The sequence below is a fragment of the Paenibacillus sp. FSL H7-0326 genome (assembly GCF_001955535.1).
GTDB classification, from domain to species: Bacteria; Bacillota; Bacilli; order Paenibacillales; family Paenibacillaceae; genus Paenibacillus; species Paenibacillus shunpengii.
Map to the genome: position 1 here is coordinate 534,177 of NZ_MPVN01000004.1, position 18,304 is coordinate 552,480.

The following is an 18,304-nucleotide window of genomic DNA, read 5'->3' on the forward strand; positions in this document are numbered from 1 at the left end:
AACATCTGTTTTGCACGAAAGGGGTTAACCATGCTAGGACTAGTGAAGAAGATCTTCGGCGACACCAACGAGCGTGATGTCAAACGTCTGATGAAGACGGTCGATACGATTAATAAAATGGAACCGGAATTTGCCGCGCTTTCTGACGCTCAGCTCAAAGGGAAGACAGAGGAGTTCCGCGCACGGATCGAGAAAGGGGCTACTCTTGAAGAACTGCTGCCGGAAGCTTTTGCTACTGTACGGGAAGCATCGAAGCGTGTTTTGAATAAGCGTCACTACGACGTACAGCTGGTTGGCGGTATTGCACTGCATGAGGGCCGTATTGCAGAAATGAAGACAGGGGAAGGGAAGACGCTTGTCGGAACGCTGCCTGTATATCTCAATGCACTTCTTGGCAAGGGTGCTCACGTGGTTACGGTCAATGACTATTTGGCTCAGCGTGACAGCCAGGAGATGGGACAGATTTATGAGTTCCTTGGCATGACTGTTGGAATTAACCTGAGCGGTATGGATCATGCGTCCAAGCAGGCTGCATATGCATGTGATATTACTTACGGAACGAACAACGAGTACGGGTTCGACTACCTGCGTGACAACATGGTTCTTTATAAGGAACAGATGGTACAGCGTCCGCTGTATTTCTGTATCATTGATGAAGTGGACTCCATCCTCGTTGACGAAGCGCGTACACCGCTCATCATTTCCGGACAAGCCCAGAAATCGACAGAGCTTTATTTTGCAGCCGATCGTTTCGTGAAGAAGCTGGTCGCTGAAGAAGACTACACTGTAGATATCAAGGTCAAGTCCGTAGCGCTGACGGAAGCAGGGGTTGCGAAGGCGGAGCGTGCTTTTGGCATTGATAACTTGTACGACCAAGCCCATGTCACGCTGAACCACCATATTGTGCAGGGGCTTAAGGCGAATGTCATCATGCGTCGTGACGTAGATTACGTCGTTGCCGAAGGTGAAGTTGTCATCGTTGACGAATTTACAGGCCGTCTGATGGCGGGTCGTCGTTACAGTGATGGCCTGCACCAGGCGATCGAAGCGAAGGAAGGCATTGAAGTTCAGAATGAGAGCATGACGCTCGCGACGATTACCTTCCAGAACTATTTCCGGATGTACAAGAAGCTGGCAGGTATGACCGGTACGGCGAAGACGGAGGAAGAAGAGTTCAAGAAGATTTATGGACTTGAAGTGCTTCAAGTACCGACGAACCGTCCGAACCAGCGTCAGGATATGGCGGATGTAGTCTACAAGAGCGTAGACAGCAAGTTCAGAGCCGTGGTGAACGAGATTGTAGAACGCCATGCGAAGAAGCAGCCGGTGCTCGTGGGTACCGTATCCATTGAGAACTCAGAGGTTCTGTCTGAGATGCTGAAGCGCAAGGGCGTGAAGCATCAGGTATTGAACGCGAAATACCATGCAGAGGAAGCACAGATCATCTCCGGCGCAGGTCAGGCTGGAGCAGTAACGATTGCGACCAACATGGCTGGACGCGGTACAGACATTATCCTCGGTGAAGGCGTAGCGGAGCTTGGCGGATTGCACATTATCGGTACCGAGCGCCACGAGTCGAGACGGATTGATAACCAGCTGCGCGGTCGTGCCGGACGTCAGGGTGACCCGGGTTCGACGCAGTTCTATCTGTCGCTTGGCGATGAGCTCATGAAGCGCTTTGGTGCGGACAACGTACTGAACATGATGGAGCGTCTTGGCTTCGAGGAAGATCAGCCGATCGAGAGCAAGATGATTACGCGTGCCGTAGAATCGGCTCAGAAGCGTGTTGAAGGCAACAACTTCGATATGCGTAAAGTCGTTCTTCAATATGACGATGTGATGAACCAGCAGCGTGAAGTCATCTACAAGCAGCGCCGTGAAGTGCTGGAGTCCGAGAACATTAAGCAGATCGTGATGGAGATGATCCGTGGAACGATTCAGCGTAATGTGGAAGCTCACTGTCCGGATGATATCCCAGAGAACTGGGAGCTGCAGGAAGTGGCAGATTATATAAACAGCAAGATGCTCGAAGAGGGCGCAATTACCCGCGATGATCTGTGGGGCAAAGAGGTTGAAGAGATCGTTGAGTTCATCTTTGGCAAGGTACAGGAGAAGTATGATGCCCGTGAAGAACGCATTGGGGAAGAAATGGTGCGTGAGTTCGAGAAGGTTATTGTGCTTCGTGCGGTAGACAGCAAATGGATGGACCATATTGATGCGATGGATCAGCTGCGTCAAGGGATTCACCTTCGGGCGTACGGCGGTACAGATCCGCTTCGCGAGTATCAGTTCGAAGGATTTGCGATGTTCAACGAGATGATCTCCACGATTCAGGAGGAAGTCGCGACTTATGTCATGAGAGCTCAAATCGAGAGCAACCAGGAGCGTCAAGCGGTTGTGGACGAGAAGCAGATCTCGACAAGCGGTGAACCTGCGGAGAAGCGTCCCGTGAAGGTAGCAGACCAAATCGGACGCAATGATCCTTGTCCTTGCGGCAGTGGTAAGAAATATAAACATTGCCATGGTCAAACTTCTTAATTCGGCATAGAATATAAAATAAAAAGAGGATGTTGCGCAGAATTCCACTTGTGTGATGCACAGAATACGTGGAATGGCTGATGCAGCATCCGAAATAGGCTTGTTTTATAATACAGCTCCTTGAGACCTGTCCTTGTTACTGTTTCTGTACAAAGGCGAGTCTCAATGGGGCTTTATCTACAAGTAAAGAGAGGAATCTGTGAATTATGATTGAACCAAGCATTAAGCAGGATTTGCGCGAGATCAGCAAGAAATTAACCAACCTTAGGGGGTCTCTTTGACTTAGATCTGAAGAATGAAATGATCGCGAACTTCGAAGAGAAGATGTCAGCCCCTGATTTTTGGGATGATAATGATAAAGCACAGGCCCTCATTTCCGAGATGAATGCGGTGAAAGGCTCTGTCGATCAGTATAAGAAGCTGCAGCAGGAATATGATGATGCAAGCATGATGATCGAGCTTGCCGAAGAGGAAGGCGATGAGAGCATCGCGGCAGAAATCGGCGAAGCGATCACAGCCCTGGTAAGCAAGCTGGAGGAATTCGAGCTGCAGCTGCTGCTGGATCAGCCTTATGACAAGATGAACGCCATTCTGGAGCTGCATCCAGGAGCAGGCGGTACCGAATCTCAGGACTGGGGACAGATGCTGCTTCGGATGTATACCCGTTGGGCAGAGAAGCGCGGCTTCAAGGTGGAAGTGCTGGATTACCTTCCTGGAGATGAAGCAGGCATCAAGAGTGTGACCTTGTCCATTAAGGGCTATAACGCTTACGGTTACCTCAAAGCCGAGAAGGGTGTGCACCGTCTGGTACGAATCTCTCCATTTGATTCCTCTGGGCGCAGACATACCTCCTTCGTATCCTGTGATGTTGTACCTGAGATTACAGAGGACGTGGAAGTGGATATCCGGACGGAAGATCTGAAGATCGATACGTACCGTGCGAGCGGCGCCGGCGGTCAGCACATCAATACGACGGACTCTGCTGTACGGATCACGCATATTCCCACTGGTGTCGTCGTTACTTGCCAGAATGAGCGTTCTCAGATCAAGAACCGTGAGCGTGCCATGACCATGCTTCGTTCAAAGCTATATGAGAGAAAACTAGAAGAGCAGCAAAAACAACTGGATGAAATCCGAGGAGAACAGTCGGATATTGCATGGGGCAGCCAGATCCGCTCCTATGTATTCCATCCCTATAGTATGGTAAAGGATCACCGTACATCCGTGGAAACGGGGAACGTAGGTGCAGTGATGGACGGCGATCTCGATGCTTTCATTGATGGATACCTCCGCAAGCAAATTAAGGTGGAGTCTGAATAATTTATATGGAATTCCTACATGGTAAGGGTAAGTATAGCCGTGTAGGAATTTTTTTGGTTGTCTTTAATTATGAACTTTTGTCATTGATCATCTATTTAAGGGGAGACAGTAATCAAGATGCAGCACGCACAAGAGCGCAAGAGCAGGAACAAACGAGCTTCAAATCTCATTCCGGTAGACGGTCCGCTGCGAGTGGCCGTTGATGCCTTTTTCATCATATTCGGGGCATTTGTCATGTCGATTGCCTTTAATTTGTTCCTCGTGCCGAACTTAATCGCCTCAGGGGGTGTATCGGGGATCTCGATTCTGGGGCAGGCGGCCTTCGGCTTCGAACCGGCATTTACACAGTGGGCGCTGAACATTCCGTTATTCATTGCAGGGTATTCGATACTGGGAAGACAATATGCCATCCGGTCTCTGCTGGGAAGTGTCATGCTTCCGTTATTCGTTTATCTAACCAAGGATTGGACAGTGCCGACCAGCAACCCGCTGCTGGCCTCGATCTTTGGCGGGATTGGTGTTGGACTCGGAATTGGTATCGTATACCGCGGACGAGGATCAACCGGGGGACTGACGATCCTTGCGCAAATTATTCAGAAATACAGTGGTCTCCGGCTGTCGCTGAGTGTCATGCTCTTAGATGGAGCGGTTATTGTCATAGCGGGGATGCTGCTGTCACTAGAGAACTCACTGTATGCGCTTATCAGTTTATATGTCACGGGAAAAGTGATCGATGCCGTTGAAATGGGATTTGGTACGTCCAAAGTTGCTTATATCATATCCAATTTCACAGAACCGATTAAGCAGGCAATATTGCACGATCTGGACCGAGGAGTAACAAAGCTCTCTGCCCAAGGCGGCTATACGGATGATGAACGTACGGTGCTGATGGTGGTTGTGGGTCAAAGTGAGATTGCGAGATTGAAGACGCTCGTTCGTTCGGTGGACCCGAATGCATTTGTGACCATTACGAATGCGCATGAGGTGCTGGGAGAAGGGTTCAAGAAGACGTTCTAGACACAGAGCTGGGCTTTAGCTGTTTATTTGCAATTGTACTTTATAGACGCACTGTGGATAAATGAAGTGTAAGAAATCGTTCGATCGTTGCAAGTACACATGTTGATGAATAAATGTACAACTACAGAGATGAAGTCTAGGCAGACTGAGTGAATCGATTTCATAATATGATGTCAGATTCAATCAAGACTATATAGTTATGGGTTATTATTGAAATGACAAAAGGGAGTGACCTCACGTTTAAACGGAGGCACTCCCTTTTTCTCTATTATAAAGCTATAAAATAGGCGACAGCAGCCGGGATATCGATTCCTTGAACCGAATCCAGAGTGAACGCTGCCGGTAGTGTTCTGCCGTCATCTCGGCAGAGAGCTGCATATCTTTTTCAAAAGCATCCGTCAGCTCAAGCGCAATCTTGGTATCATAAATGAATGCGTTAATCTCGAAGTTAAGCCGGAAGCTGCGGACATCGAAGTTGGCTGTACCAATGGTCGCAATTTTCTTATCCACGACAATCATTTTCGTATGCAGGAAGCCATTGTCATAAATATAGATCTTGGCGCCAACCTTAATAAGCTCACCGACATACGAGGTGGTTGCCCAGTAGACAAACATATGGTCCGGCTTATTCGGAATCATAATACGCACGTCAATTCCTGACAGACAGGCGATCCGCACCGCATCGAGCATACTGGCATCAGGAATGAAATACGGCGTCTGAATGATGATGGATTTCTTCGCAGCAGAGATCATTTTGATATAACCATTCTTGATATGCTCGATCTCGGCATCAGGCCCGCTCGTTACAATCTGCATACCGATATGATCCTTGCCTTCCGGCTCGGGAAAATGTTCGGGCACAAATGTAATGTCATGATAGCGGGACGCTTCATTCCAGTCCATAATGAACCGGGCCTGCAGCGTGGAAACCGCAGTTCCTTGAATTCGCAGGTGGGTATCGCGCCAGTATCCAAAATTCTTATCCTTGCCCAGATACTCGTCCCCGACATTAAATCCGCCAGTATAGCCGATAATTCCATCAATAATAACGAGCTTGCGGTGATTACGGTAATTGAGACGCAGGTTGATCAGCCTGAACTTCGATGGGAAAAAGACCTCGACCTTCCCGCCGGCGGCAACCAGCTCCTTGAAGAAGCTCTTCTTCATGCTCCGTGAGCCGAGCGCATCATACAGCACCCGCACGTATACGCCTTCTTGGGCTTTTTTGATCAGCGCATTTCGTATGCTTCTCCCCAGCCCATCTCCTCGAAGGATATAGTACTGGATATGAATATGATCCTTTGCATTTTCAATGTCTTCCATAAGCTTGTTGAATTTATGATGTCCGTCGCAGAAGATTTCGACACTATTGTCTTCCGTAAATAATGCACCGTTCTGAATCAAATGCATATAAATAAAATCCTTGTACTCTAATGTGTCTTGTTTGCGGAATGGGAAATCCTTCTCCTGCAGGTGGCGAATCTGATCGATGACCATCTGGTCGATGTTGAGCTTGGCGCGTTCCTTCCATTGAAAAAGGCGGTATCTTGTAAGATTCTGCCCGAGCAGCAGGTAGAGCACGAACCCTACAATCGGAATAAACGTAAGCACCAGCAGCCAGGCCCAGGTGGAAGAAGCGTCTTTGCGTTCCAGAAATATAAGAGCGGCCGCTAGTAACATGTTAATGATGATCACTACAATGTAGCTGATATGGTTGATATCCAAGTGAGTTGTTCCTCCAAATTCGATGATATCTATGTAGCTGGGCCTAATAATCAATCTATCTTAATTAACCCTATTATGCATCATATCACTCAATCGGAATCAACGAAAAGAGATTTCATAGCCTGTCATCATTTTTTTGAGCTGAGGAAGAAACAGGAATGAATAATAACAAATAGAAATCATGCATAAAGTGTTGTATTTATATAAGCGTGGATGTATAATAATTCACATCTATTAAAGAGAACGTATCGTTAAATGGTTTGAGGAAATCGGATAATAGTAAGCAGAAATTCAGCAATTGCCGATATGACAGGCACCGTCCGATAGAGTGCTGCATACATAGAGAGCTGCATGAACTGTGAGCTCAGCTGAAGAGAGAAGGGGAGACATTATGAAGGACAAATTAAAAGTCGCAATTGTGGGTTCCACTGGGTACGGCGGAGTGGAGCTCATTCGTTTTTTACAGCATCATCCGAACGTAGAGATCGCTTCCGTCATTTCGTCATCAACGAGCGGAGTATCCATAGCAGAAGGGTTCCCCCATTTAAATACCATTATGGAGCAGACACTGGACGGCATCGACGTAGCCCAAATGGCAGCAAATATGGATCTGGTATTCACCGCGACTCCATCCGGCGTAAGTACACAGCTCGTTCCTCAGCTCATTGATGCGGGTCTCAAGGTCATTGACCTGTCAGGCGACTTCAGGCTGAAGGATGGAGCAGAGTATGAAACATGGTATAAACACGCTCCTGCAGAGAATCGGTATTTGGAGCAGGCTGTTTATGGACTGAGCGAAGTGTACGGAGAGAAGGTTCAAGGTGTAGACTTCATCTCTAACCCGGGCTGTTATCCGACAGCAACGCTGCTGGGTCTGATTCCTGCCATCGCAGCAGGCATGATTGATCCCGCAAGCATCATTATTGATGCGAAATCCGGTGTATCCGGAGCAGGCCGTGGCACAAGCCTGACTTCTCATTATGCTGAAATTAACGAGAATTTCAAAGCCTACAAGGTTAATAAGCACCAGCACATTCCGGAGATTGAGCAGGTATTAACCGATATTGCAGGTCATAAAGTAACGGTCACGTTTACAACACAGCTCGTACCTATGACTAGAGGGATCATGAGCACGATTTATGCATCCCTAAACGGAAATTATACAGACCAGGATTTCATTGATGCATACAACCAGTACTACGAAGGCAAGCCGTTCGTTCGAATCAGGCAGGCGGGCAGCTGGCCGGCGACGAAGGAAGTATTCGCATCCAACTATTGTGACATTGGCTTCTCAGCCGATTCGCGCACAGGAAGAGTTACCATTTTCGCTGTTATTGATAATGTCGTGAAGGGTGCTGCTGGGCAGGCCATTCAGAATTTGAATCTGATGATGGGCTGGGATGAAGCAACAGGGCTTCAATTCTCACCAGTATACCCATAAGTAGAATGAAGCATAATCCGTGCATGTCCGGCTTTTCATATTAACTTGGATAGGATGGGGAAGAAATTATGGGACAGGTTGCAATTCGGGCTTTTAGCATCGTGGATAACGGATCGATCGTATCGCCATTAGGGTTTAGCGCAGGAGGTTTGCATTGTGGACTCAAGAAGGCGGAGCGTAACGATCTTGGCGCCATTAAATGTGATGTCATCGCGAACGCTGCTGCCGTGTATACAACGAATGTATTCCAAGCAGCACCGCTTCAAGTGACAAGAGACAGTCTGAAGAACGGCAAGCTTCAAGCCATTATCGTAAACAGCGGTAATGCAAACGCTGTGACGGGCAAGCAGGGAGAAGAAGATGCATATGCGATGAGAGCCGCTGCTGCGCGTGAGCTGGGCGTGGCTGAAGCCGATGTGGCAGTTGCTTCAACCGGTGTCATTGGTGAACTGCTCAAAATGGATCGTGTACATGCCGGAATTAAGGCGATGCCTGCGCAGATGGGAAAGGACGCGGATGTAGCAGCTGAGTTCTCTCAAGCGATTCTGACCACCGATCTTGTGAAAAAAGAAATCTGTGTCACGACTCAAGTGGATGGCAAACAAGTCACGATTGCTGGAGCGGCAAAGGGCTCGGGGATGATTCATCCGAATATGGCGACAATGCTTGCTTTTGTAACCTGTGATGCCGCGATTGAACAGCAGGCACTGCAAGGACTGCTGGGTCAGTCGACAGATGCGACCTTCAATATGATTACGGTGGATGGTGACACAAGTACGAATGATATGCTGGTTGCGATGTCAAGCGGCCTGGCAGGCAACGATACACTGACTCCGAAGCATAAAGACTGGGAGGCTTTTGCAGAGGCTTTCAATTATGTATGTGAAGTGCTGGCCAAGGCAATTGCAAGAGACGGAGAAGGGGCTACGAAGCTGGTTGAAGTGAACATTCAAGGAGCAGATACGAATGATTCCGCCCGAGCGATCGCGAAGACGGTCATTGGTTCCAGTCTGGTCAAGACCGCCATGTTCGGTGCAGATGCGAACTGGGGACGAATCATTGCTGCCGTTGGTCGTGCAGGCGTGCCGGTGAATCCGGAGCAGGTTGATGTCAAGCTGGGGGATATTTTGGTGCTGCAAGGCTCTCGTCCTGTGGCATTTAGTGAAGATGAGGCACTTGTCTATCTTCAAGGCGATACGGTTCAGATCTTTGTTGATCTTCATGGGGGTACAGGTAAGGCGACTGCCTGGGGCTGTGATCTGACTTACGATTATGTACGGATTAATGCAGCTTATAGAACTTAAAGATACTTGGAAAAGGGGAGAGGGGAATGACGCAGGCAAGCACAGAATTGAAGAAGAGCTCGACCGGGAAGACAGCAGGAGCGTTTGTCATGAAATGCGGAGGCAGTACGCTTGCGGCGCTGCCGGCTTCGTTTTTCGAGGATTTGCGTGATCTTCAGGCTGAAGGCATAGCACCGGTTATCGTTCATGGCGGCGGTCCGGCGATCTCGGACAATCTGGCGAAGCTTGGTATTGAGACTGAATTTGTCGGTGGACTGCGCAAGACGACAGAGGCAGTGCTGGATGTTGTGGAAATGGTGCTGGCGGGCAGCATTAACAAGCAGATCGTCCGTCTTATTCAAGGGACTGGTGCAAGAGCAATCGGGCTGTCCGGTGTGGACGGTGGTCTTATTCAGGCGAAGCCGGTGAGCAACAGCGCTGAGGTCGGTCATGTAGGAGATGTCACTCAGGTAGAGTCTTCTATTATAGAAGGAATCGTCAATCTGGGATATATGCCGGTGATCGCGCCTATAGGTGTTGATGCAGCAGGACAACGCTACAATATCAATGCAGACACGGCAGCTGGAGCTGTCGCTTCCCATCTGGGCGTGGACCGCATGATTGTCGTCACCGATGTGCCCGGCATTATGAAGAATGTCGATGGAGTGAAGAAGGTGCTTCCTTCAGTTACAGTGCAGGAGATTGAAGACATGATCCAGAGCGGCGAAATATACGGCGGAATGATCCCGAAAGTAAGAGCCGCCATTCAATGTATTCAAGGTAAAGTGAAAGAGGTCGTGATCGTGGACGGCAGCGAGCCGAAGATCTTGAGCCGGGTGCTTGAGGGAGAAGTCATTGGCACAAGAATCGTCCGGATGTAACGATGACAGCGAGAAGATCTAGGTGAATGAACGGACAGCTCGCAATTAGAGCAACGAATGTTTTTTATTAAAAACGGCGCATGCGCCAAAATCAGATGGGAGTGTAGATGATGACCGTTACGAATCAATCACAGCAGACACAAGCGGCAGCACCTGGTAAGCAAGTGACGAATGAGGCAGGGAGCTCGCTTTTTCCAACCTATGCACGGTATCCGCTAAGCCTGGTCAAGGGCAAGGGCAGCTACCTGTGGGATGACAAGGGCAATAAATATTTGGATTTCATGAGCGGTCTCGCCGTCACCAATCTGGGTCATGCGCCGGATAAGATTGTGAATAAAGTGAAGGAACAGCTGGATGAGCTGTGGCATGTATCGAATCTGTTCACCATTCCTGGACAGGAGCAGGCAGCGAAGCTGCTGACAGCAAATACTTGTGCTGATGCGGTATTCTTCTGCAACAGCGGGGCAGAGGCTAATGAAGCGGCGATTAAGCTTGCGCGCAGATATCAGCAAAAAGTGCTTGGCAAAGGCAAGTTTGAGATTATCACCTTCAAACAGTCCTTCCATGGCCGGACACTAGCGACGCTCACTGCAACTGGACAGGATAAAGTGAAGGAAGGCTTCCTTCCGCTGCCAGAAGGCTTTGTTCATGTGCCATTGCATGATATCCCTGCACTGGAAGCAGCAATTACACCGCATACGGCGGCGATTATGCTAGAGCTGATCCTGGCTGAAGGCGGCATTCATGTCGTCGAGCCGGAATTTTTGAGAAAAGTGAAGGCGCTCTGCGAGGAACACGGCTTACTGCTGATTATGGATGAGGTGCAGACAGGCATGGGCAGAACAGGCAAGCTGTTTGCTCATCAGCATTATGATATGGAGCCGGATATTTTCACTTCAGCCAAAGGGATCGGCAGTGGATTCCCGGTTGGTGCGATGCTGGGTAAAGCTTATTTGCGTGATGCATTTACCCCGGGAAGTCATGCGACTACGTTCGGGGGCACACCGCTGGCGATGGCAGCAGTCAATGCAACGATCGAGACGATCATTGAAGAGAAGCTGCCTGAACGGGCACAGCAAATGGGAGATTACTTGATCGAATCCTTGCGCAAGGAGCTGGCAGGCATTTCATTTGTAACCGAGGTACGCGGCCGAGGTCTGATCGTTGGGATTGCATGTCAGGGACCGGTTGGCGATATTGTCGCAGCAGGCCAGAGCAGAGGCTTTCTGTTCGTGAATGCAGGGCCTGAAGTGATCCGCTTCCTGCCAAACCTGTACGTGACCACAGAAGAAATTGATACAGCAGTGGCTCTAATCAAGACGTTGATTGAAGAACACATCGCTGCGAACGAAGTTTGAAGGAGGATGAACACATGACAATTACACAGCTGAACCTCAAAGGCCGGGATTTTATTGAATTTACAGACTATAGCAAAGAGGAGATTGAATATCTTCTACAGCTTGCTATTGATATCAAGAAGAAGCAAAAAAGCGGTGAGGTCTATCAGCCGCTGAAGGGCAAGACGATCGGACTTATTTTTGAAAAATCATCCACACGTACGCGCGTATCCTTTGAAGTAGGGATGTTCCAGCTGGGCGGGCATGCGCTGTTCTTAAGCAAAAATGACATTCAGCTTGGACGCGGTGAGACCATCAGCGACACGGCTCAAGTGCTCTCTCGTTACCTGGATGGGATTATGATTCGGACGTTTGCGCACAGCAATGTGACGGAGCTCGCCAAGTATGCGGATATTCCCGTAATCAACGGGCTGAGCGACGATGCGCATCCTTGCCAGGTGCTGGCAGATTTCCAGACGGTGCTGGAGCACAAGGGACAGCTGAAGGGTCTCAAGATGGCCTATGTAGGCGACGGCAATAACATGGCTCATTCCCTGATGCTTGGTGCTGCTAAGCTTGGTGTTCATGTATCGGTGGCGAGTCCTGAAGGATACGAACCGAATTCGGCGATTGTGGAGAAGGCGAAGAGCATTGCACAAGAGTCGGGTTCTCAGGTGGTCGTGACTCGCAGTCCAGAGGAAGCAGTGAAGGATGCGGACATGATCTACACGGATGTTTGGGCCAGCATGGGCTTTGAGGAAGAGCAGCAGGCCCGTGAAGCTGCTTTTGCTGATTATCAGGTTAATGAAGAGCTTGTTAAAGGAGCGAAGAAGGATTATATCTTCCTGCACTGCCTTCCAGCACACCGTGGTGAAGAAGTAAGTGAAGGGGTCATTGATGGACCGAACTCGGCTATTTTTGACCAAGCGGAAAATCGTCTCCATGCCCAAAAAGCACTGATGGCTGCCCTGATGGGGTAATGAAGAGATTTTTATATACTCTTAAGTTAAGCAGCTGAAGGTATATAAAATGGATTCGTTAATGTTAAAATAAATTGTAGATATTGGAATCGATATAGACTATTGTTCAAGCGACTAAGGAGGACATTATGGCAAAAGAGAAAATTGTACTGGCCTATTCCGGCGGACTGGACACTTCCGTCATTCTAAAATGGCTCAAGGAAACTTATGATGCAGAGATTATTGCGTTCACAGCAGATATCGGACAGAAGGAAGAGCTGGACGGATTAGAGGAAAAAGCACTCGCAACAGGTGCCTCCAAAGTATACATCGACGATCTGCGGGATGAGTTCGCCAGTGACTTCATTTACCCGATGTTCCAGGCGGGTGCCTTGTATGAAGGCCAGTATCTGCTCGGTACCAGTATCGCGCGTCCGCTGATCGCGAAGCGGATGGTTGATATCGCGATTGCTGAAGGCGCGACAGCCATTGCACACGGTGCAACAGGTAAAGGGAACGACCAGGTGCGTTTCGAGCTGAATGCTGCTGCGCTTACACCAGACATCAAAGTGATCGCACCATGGCGTCTGGAAGAATTCCGCAATCAATTCCCGGGTCGTGCGGAAATGATCGCTTATGCAGAGCAGCATGGTATTCCCGTAACGGCATCGGCAGCGAAGCCGTATTCCATGGACCGCAATCTGCTGCATATCAGCTATGAGAGCGGAGTGCTTGAAGATCCTTGGTTTGATGCGAGTGCACCAGAGAACAAGGAAATGTTCCTTCTTAGCAACTCACCAGAGGATGCTCCTGACGAAGCGGAGTACTTGGATCTTGAGTTTGAAAAAGGGAACTGTGTAGCTCTGAACGGTGAGCAGCTGAGTCCGCTTGAAGTCATGGAGAAGCTGAATGAGCTTGGCGGTAAGCACGGAATCGGCCGTGTTGATATGGTAGAGAACCGTTTCGTTGGCATGAAGAGCCGCGGTGTGTATGAGACGCCAGGTGGAACGATTCTGTTCACTGCGCATCGCAAGATGGAATCCATCACCATGGACCGTGAAGTGATGAACCTGCGTGACAGCTTGATCACACGTTACAGCACCCTCGTATATAATGGCTTCTGGTTTGCACCGGAACGTCTCGCACTGCAGGCGCTGGTGACGGAGAGCCAGAAGAATGTAACAGGAACGGTTCGCGTGAAGCTGTACAAAGGCAATATTATTGCGGCTGGCGTGAAGAGCCCTGTTAGTCTGTACAATCCGGATATCGCGACGATGGAGGCAGATCCTACCCAGGCTTATGACCAAGGGGATGCAACAGGTTTCATCCGCCTGAATGCTCTGCGTCTCAAGGTCGGATCGGGTGTAGCACAGAACCAATAATGATGTGCCCTAGAAGTAATGTGGGATGATTATAGATGAAGCAGCTGTAAGCTGGTAAGGAAGCGTAAGGCCGTTCCTTGAAGAGAACTCAGGAGCGGCCTTTGTCCTTGAGATGTGAAAGGGAGGAAGGCACAGAGATGAGTAAATTATGGGGCGGGCGTTTCACAAAACAGACGAATCATTTGGTGGAGGAATATACAGCATCGATCAATTTTGACAAGGCACTCGCAGAGGAGGATATTCAAGGCAGTCTGGCACATGTGACAATGCTGGGTAAATGCGGAATTTTGCCACAGGATGATGTGGAGAAGATCAAAGAAGGCTTGAACACGGTTCTCGGCAAAATTCGTGAAGGCCAGATTGAGTTCTCAGTCTCAGATGAAGATATCCATATGAATATCGAGAAGAATCTGATTGAGGAGATCGGACCGGTGGGCGGTAAGCTTCACACGGGACGCAGCCGGAATGACCAGGTAGCAACCGACATGCATCTCTACTTGCGGTCTCGCGTTATCGAGATTGTCGGGATGCTGCATGCACTGCAGGAAGCACTGATCGGACAGGCCAAAGAGAATCTGGATACGATTATTCCAGGCTATACTCATTTGCAGAGAGCACAGCCAATTCTATTCGCTCATCATCTGATGGCGTATGTCTCCATGTTCCAGCGCGATGCCGAGCGTCTGATCGACAGCTACAAACGGATTAATGTGCTTCCACTGGGTGCAGGCGCACTGGCAGGAACAACCTTCCCGATCGACCGTCACTTTGTTGCTGAGCAGCTTCAATTTGACCGGGTATATGAGAACAGCCTTGATGCGGTAAGTGACCGTGACTTTATCGTTGAGTTCCTGGCGGATGCTTCCCTTATTATGATGCACCTGTCTCGTCTGAGTGAGGAGCTGGTATTGTGGAGCAGCACGGAGTTCAATTTTGTCGAGCTTGATGATGCGTTCTGCACAGGCAGCAGCATTATGCCGCAGAAGAAGAACCCCGATGTGCCGGAGCTTGTCCGCGGTAAGACAGGACGTGTGTACGGTAACCTGATGGGTCTGCTCACCGTGCTTAAATCCCTTCCGCTTGCGTACAACAAAGATATGCAGGAAGACAAGGAAGGCATGTTTGATACTGTGGCAACACTCGAAGGAGCACTGCAGCTGTTTGCGCCGATGATTGCTACGATGAAGGTGAACAAAGGGCGGATGCGCGAAGCCGTGAATCAGGACTTCTCCAATGCGACCGATATTGCCGACTTCCTCGTAGGCAAGGGCCTTCCTTTCCGCCAGGCACATGAAGTTATCGGTAAAACGGTGCTGTATTGTATCCAGAACGGAAAATACTTGCTTGATCTATCCCTTGATGAGTTCAAGCAATTCTCCGAGCTGTTCGATGATCAGATTTATGCGGTGCTCCAGCCGGAAGCGGTCGTCAATGCGCGTAACGTTTACGGAGGTACGGCTACTACTCAAGTGGCCGATGCGATTCGCCGGAGCGAAGCGATGCTGGGTCTGACCACGCAATGGCTTAAAGAGCATACAGAGTAACTAAGATCGTTCTAAATGTAAAAAGGGATTGCTTGAAGGAGGCTAAGGCTGCCGTCCTTGAAGTAATCCCTTTTTTATCACATGTTCTATTATTTCTGCAAAGGAAGCCACTCCAGAACATCCTGAATGCGTGCATCCCAGTATCCCCACTCATGTTCTCCCGGTCCTTCGGTATAAGTGAAGTCAAGATTGGTTTGTTCAGCTGCCGAACGGAAGCTGAGATTATCCTCATATAGGAAGTCCTCTGTTCCGCAGCACTGGAACAGCTTAGGCTTAGGACCTGGCTGCTGATCGCACTGTTTCAGAAGATGGATCAGATCATTTTCTGTTCCTGCAATGATGTCGCCGAAGATCCGTTTGAATTCCACGCTGCGCGCGTCATCCTGAGCCTTGAGATTGTCATAATGGGCCGCCATATCGACAGCACCAGAGAGGCTTGCTGCAGCAGCATATTCCTCTGGTCTGGATAATGCAATCTTCATAGCACCGTATCCGCCCATGGAGAGCCCGGCAACAAAGTTATCCTCACGTGCAGAAGATAACGGGAAGAAGGATCTCGCCAGCTTCGGAACCTCTTCCGTTATGTACGTGTAATACTTACTTCCTTCAGCCATATCGGTATAGAAGCTGCGATATGCGTTCGGCATGACTACCGCAATTCCTAGCGCGGAAGCATAGCGTTCGATGGAGGTCCGGCGCATCCAGATGGAGTCATCATCGGAGAGACCATGCAGCAGATAGAGTGTCGGGTAGGGCCCTTGTCCCTGCTTCGTATCCACTCCAATCTGAGAGAAAGTCTGCTGGGGCAGAATGACGTGCATCGTTGTATTCAGTCCTAGTACTTCGGAATAAAAGTGACATTGCATAAAGGCCATTAGAAGTGCTCCCTTCAAATCGAGATGAATTGTCGTCATTTCTATTATAAAGCATGTTCGAATAAAAAGCGGTTTCATTTTTATCGTAACGATTCATTTCAATCAGGGCTGATACCATGAGTGGGGAGTGGAGAGTTTAAAAAGGGGCCAGCCTGATCTCGGTCTTGTATGTTGCGTGAGCGCTGAACGAAAAGTTATCAACAGATACCAAAATGTTGATAACTTTCTGGTGAAAATGAATTTATGGTGAGTCTTATTCACGATTCGGGGTAAAATCATGCGTTTTCATGTGCATAACATTGTGTTATACACAGCGCGCACGAAATAACGACAATTTTTTCACGTTTATGCACATTTCTATACACATTACTCACAGACAGGCAGAGACACTATCCTTATTCTGCGTGAAAATGTGGATAGAATGAAGAAGTGTGATCATGTTATTCACGGTTATCCAACGCTTAGAATGCCTATTCCGCAGGCAAATTACCGCCCTTAAGGAAAATGTGCTGCTCTATTTCATTTACAGCGTAACAATGTTATGTTACATTGTGTTCAGGAGGTTGATTTCACATGCAGGAGGACTTGATATCGAAGAAAGATCTGCTGGAGATCACCGGTATTTCATATGGACAGTTATACCGATGGAAGCGGAAGAATTTAATTCCGGAGGATTGGTTCATTCGCAGATCTTCCTTTACGGGTCAGGAGACGTTTTTCCCCAGGGAGAGCATCTTATCACGAATTCACAAAATAAAAAACATGAAAGATGATCTATCTCTGGATGAGCTCGCAGATGTGTTCTCTCCATCGGTCAGCACGCTTCTTCTGACACAGGAAGAAATCATGCATAGACAGCTGGTTACACCGATCACCATGCAATTGTACATAGAGCAAGCGGAGCTTCATGAGACAGAGCAGCTGGAGTTCGAGCAGCTACTTTGCCTTTATGTTCTGGATCAGGCTTTGTCCAGTGGACAAATGACCCGAGATGAGGGAGCGCTTCTCATTCGTACGTTTCATCATGAATACAGGAAGTTCGAGGATAAGGGCTGTGACATCATTCTGATCCGCAAAATGGGCGTGCCGATTCTTGTGATGGTCAGTGCAGGAAGCGGAATATATTACGATATAGGCGTTAAGGAAGTTCTGAGGTTACCAATTGCAGTTTATATAGAACAGCTGAAGGTGCATTTAAATCGATCTGGAGGTTATCGCTATGAGTGAAGCAGAAAGACGGAATCGGAATATTGCGGGAATTTGCAGTACTTCAGGGGGGATCTACCAGCATGTCAGAGCAGATGGGATGGCCAAATTTTCCAGTGATATCGACTGTATCAGTTATGAAGTGAACGGAACCGCAAGTTTGAATGGTGCTCTCAAATGTAATCGCTACTTCGTGAACGGGCTATCAACGGTGAATGGTGACATCTCTGCAGAAGAAATCTTCGTTAACGGCACAAGTAAAGCAAAAGGGAATGTTGGAGCTGACCGAACTCGAGTGGATGGTGTCTTTTCTATTAGAGGACAGCTGGATACAGAATCGCTTGTCGTCAACGGCAAAGCTAACGTAGGCGGCAAACTCATTGCCAGCAGCGTAGAAGTAGCAGGAACCCTGTCTGCAGACCGGGATGTGGAATGCGAGAAGCTCGAGGTACAGGGCGGCTTCAAGATCCATGGGCTGCTGAACGCGGGTGATATTGATATTAAACTGCTTCTGGGTTGTGAGGCGGAGGATATTGGCGGAGAACGTATTCATGTGCGCCGTGATCATAAGGTAAAGCTTCTTGATGATTTTGTGCCAGGACTCGCGCCTAAGCTGAAGGCCAAAGTGATTGAAGGAGATGACATCTACTTGGAGCAGACCTATGCTCAAACGGTTAGGGGAAACCGAGTGGTTATTGGCCCAGGCTGCCAGATTGGTCTTGTGGAGTATAAGGAATCCTATTATCAGGATGAGGATACGGTCGTCGATCGCTACATTCAAACGTAAAGAGGTGAA

General features: G+C 48.8%; 14 protein-coding genes. 12 read left to right on the forward strand and 2 right to left on the reverse strand.

What is annotated here, in order from left to right:
- The first annotated feature begins 30 nt into the window (after positions 1-30).
- The 3 genes from secA (at position 31) to BK126_RS21285 (ending at position 4,875) form a co-directional block, all read left to right on the forward strand.
- Positions 31-2,538, forward strand: a complete 2,508-nt coding sequence (secA, locus tag BK126_RS21275; protein WP_076314532.1) for a preprotein translocase subunit SecA — start codon at positions 31-33, stop codon at positions 2,536-2,538.
- Positions 2,539-2,744: 206 nt separating this feature from the next.
- Positions 2,745-3,858, forward strand: a protein-coding gene (gene prfB / locus BK126_RS21280; RefSeq protein WP_143757775.1) for a peptide chain release factor 2 whose coding sequence is annotated in 2 segments (ribosomal slippage) — positions 2,745-2,816 and positions 2,818-3,858 — 1,113 coding nt in all. Because the reading frame shifts where the segments join, the coding sequence is not laid out codon by codon here.
- Between the two features lie 117 nt (positions 3,859-3,975).
- Positions 3,976-4,875, forward strand: a complete 900-nt coding sequence (locus BK126_RS21285) for a YitT family protein (RefSeq protein ID WP_076314534.1) — start codon at positions 3,976-3,978, stop codon at positions 4,873-4,875.
- 276 nt (positions 4,876-5,151) lie between these two features.
- On the opposite strand, the gene cls is transcribed toward BK126_RS21285, so the two are convergent.
- Positions 5,152-6,600 carry a cardiolipin synthase gene (gene cls / locus BK126_RS21290; protein WP_076314535.1) on the reverse strand — a complete coding sequence of 483 codons (1,449 nt, stop codon included), beginning with the start codon at positions 6,598-6,600 and terminating at the stop codon, positions 5,152-5,154.
- 391 nt (positions 6,601-6,991) lie between these two features.
- Between cls and argC the strand changes: the two genes are divergently transcribed.
- The 7 genes from argC to argH all read left to right on the forward strand — a co-directional run bounded on the left by argC (position 6,992) and on the right by argH (position 15,427).
- Complete coding sequence (gene argC, locus BK126_RS21295; protein ID WP_076314536.1) at positions 6,992-8,041, forward strand: N-acetyl-gamma-glutamyl-phosphate reductase; 1,050 nt, start codon at positions 6,992-6,994, stop codon at positions 8,039-8,041.
- 68 nt (positions 8,042-8,109) lie between these two features.
- Positions 8,110-9,345, forward strand: coding sequence for a bifunctional glutamate N-acetyltransferase/amino-acid acetyltransferase ArgJ (gene argJ / locus BK126_RS21300; protein ID WP_076314537.1), 1,236 nt, complete (start codon positions 8,110-8,112; stop codon positions 9,343-9,345).
- A 26-nt stretch (positions 9,346-9,371) separates the two neighbouring features.
- Positions 9,372-10,205: an acetylglutamate kinase gene (gene argB / locus BK126_RS21305; RefSeq protein WP_076314538.1), complete on the forward strand. Its 834-nt coding sequence runs from the start codon at positions 9,372-9,374 to the stop codon at positions 10,203-10,205.
- Positions 10,206-10,312: 107 nt separating this feature from the next.
- Complete coding sequence (locus tag BK126_RS21310) at positions 10,313-11,563, forward strand: acetylornithine transaminase (RefSeq protein ID WP_179085581.1); 1,251 nt, start codon at positions 10,313-10,315, stop codon at positions 11,561-11,563.
- Positions 11,564-11,577: 14 nt separating this feature from the next.
- Positions 11,578-12,522: an ornithine carbamoyltransferase gene (gene argF / locus BK126_RS21315; protein WP_076314540.1), complete on the forward strand. Its 945-nt coding sequence runs from the start codon at positions 11,578-11,580 to the stop codon at positions 12,520-12,522.
- A 128-nt stretch (positions 12,523-12,650) separates the two neighbouring features.
- On the forward strand, positions 12,651-13,883 hold the full coding sequence (locus tag BK126_RS21320) for an argininosuccinate synthase (RefSeq protein ID WP_076314541.1): 1,233 nt from the start codon (positions 12,651-12,653) through the stop codon (positions 13,881-13,883).
- A 137-nt stretch (positions 13,884-14,020) separates the two neighbouring features.
- Positions 14,021-15,427 (forward strand): argininosuccinate lyase, encoded by a 1,407-nt coding sequence (gene argH / locus BK126_RS21325; RefSeq protein ID WP_076314542.1) that lies wholly within the window; start codon positions 14,021-14,023, stop codon positions 15,425-15,427.
- 89 nt (positions 15,428-15,516) lie between these two features.
- Here the strand turns inward: argH and BK126_RS21330 are convergent, their stop codons facing one another.
- A complete protein-coding gene (locus BK126_RS21330) occupies positions 15,517-16,302 on the reverse strand; it encodes an alpha/beta hydrolase (protein ID WP_076314543.1) in 786 nt (261 codons plus the stop codon).
- A gap of 573 nt (positions 16,303-16,875) precedes the next feature.
- On the opposite strand from BK126_RS21330, the gene BK126_RS21335 reads away from it, so the two are divergent.
- Together BK126_RS21335 and BK126_RS21340 are read left to right on the forward strand one after the other, a co-directional pair.
- Positions 16,876-17,529: a YhbD family protein gene (locus BK126_RS21335; RefSeq protein ID WP_076314544.1), complete on the forward strand. Its 654-nt coding sequence runs from the start codon at positions 16,876-16,878 to the stop codon at positions 17,527-17,529.
- Positions 17,522-18,295, forward strand: a complete 774-nt coding sequence (locus BK126_RS21340; RefSeq protein ID WP_076314545.1) for a bactofilin family protein — start codon at positions 17,522-17,524, stop codon at positions 18,293-18,295. Before BK126_RS21335 ends, BK126_RS21340 begins: the two co-directional genes overlap by 8 nt.
- Positions 18,296-18,304: the final 9 nt, after the last annotated feature.

Bases quoted from the DNA above. Each gene is read 5' to 3' on its own strand.
- secA (WP_076314532.1), top strand. From the start codon at position 31: ATGCTAGGACTAGTGAAGAAGATCTTCGGCGACACCAACGAGCGTGAT.
- BK126_RS21285 (WP_076314534.1), top strand. From the start codon at position 3,976: ATGCAGCACGCACAAGAGCGCAAGAGCAGGAACAAACGAGCTTCAAAT.
- argC (WP_076314536.1), top strand. From the start codon at position 6,992: ATGAAGGACAAATTAAAAGTCGCAATTGTGGGTTCCACTGGGTACGGC.
- argJ (WP_076314537.1), top strand. From the start codon at position 8,110: ATGGGACAGGTTGCAATTCGGGCTTTTAGCATCGTGGATAACGGATCG.
- argB (WP_076314538.1), top strand. From the start codon at position 9,372: ATGACGCAGGCAAGCACAGAATTGAAGAAGAGCTCGACCGGGAAGACA.
- BK126_RS21310 (WP_179085581.1), top strand. From the start codon at position 10,313: ATGATGACCGTTACGAATCAATCACAGCAGACACAAGCGGCAGCACCT.
- argF (WP_076314540.1), top strand. From the start codon at position 11,578: ATGACAATTACACAGCTGAACCTCAAAGGCCGGGATTTTATTGAATTT.
- BK126_RS21320 (WP_076314541.1), top strand. From the start codon at position 12,651: ATGGCAAAAGAGAAAATTGTACTGGCCTATTCCGGCGGACTGGACACT.
- argH (WP_076314542.1), top strand. From the start codon at position 14,021: ATGAGTAAATTATGGGGCGGGCGTTTCACAAAACAGACGAATCATTTG.
- BK126_RS21330 (WP_076314543.1), bottom strand. From the start codon at position 16,302: ATGGCCTTTATGCAATGTCACTTTTATTCCGAAGTACTAGGACTGAAT.
- BK126_RS21335 (WP_076314544.1), top strand. From the start codon at position 16,876: ATGCAGGAGGACTTGATATCGAAGAAAGATCTGCTGGAGATCACCGGT.
- BK126_RS21340 (WP_076314545.1), top strand. From the start codon at position 17,522: ATGAGTGAAGCAGAAAGACGGAATCGGAATATTGCGGGAATTTGCAGT.